1 pseudogene is annotated in these 681 nt (G+C 63.4%); it reads left to right on the forward strand.

The annotated features are described in order from the left end of the window. Positions 1-681 (forward strand): annotated as a pseudogene (locus D3D02_RS18270) (ATP-dependent DNA helicase); the annotation flags it as partial.

The following is a 681-nucleotide window of genomic DNA, read 5'->3' on the forward strand; positions in this document are numbered from 1 at the left end:
CCGACAGGGCAGAACTCTCCGAGCAGGCGCAGTCGCTCCTCGACGGGATGCGCGAGGGCGAGTCCGGCGCGGCCGACGCGCGGAGCGCCGTCACGGACGAACTCGACAGCATCGACGACGAGCTGGAGGAGTTGAAGGAGGGCAACTACTGCGAGCACTACTACAACAACCTCGCGCGGAACACCGACGAGTTCTTCCAGTGGCTGTTCGACGACGTGCGGACGCACGACGAGATTTTCGAGTACGCCGGGAAGCAGAACCTCTGCGGCTACGAGCTACTCAAGGAGGGCATGGAGGGCATCGACCTCGTCGTCTGCAACTACCACCACCTGCTCGACCCGATGATACGCGAGGAGTTCTTCCGGTGGTTAGACCGCGACCCCGAAGACATCATCACCGTCTTCGACGAGGCGCACAACATCGAGGGGGCCGCCCGCGACCACGCCAGTCGCTCACTCACCGAAAACACCCTCGAAAGCGCCATGAACGAGTTGGAAGACGTGGACGATTCCCGTGCCGAGAGCGCCCGCAACGTCATCGGGACGTTCCTCGAATCGCTCCGCGATGGCTACGAAGAGGCGTTCGGCTTCGGCGAGCGCGAGCAGGTCGGCGAAAACTGGTACGACCTCTCGATTGCCAGTCAGGGCCGCCGCGACGACCTGACGATGGACTTCCTCCAGA

The organism is Halobellus sp. Atlit-38R (genome assembly GCF_003665925.1).
GTDB lineage: Archaea > Halobacteriota > Halobacteria > Halobacteriales > Haloferacaceae > Haloquadratum > Haloquadratum inordinatus.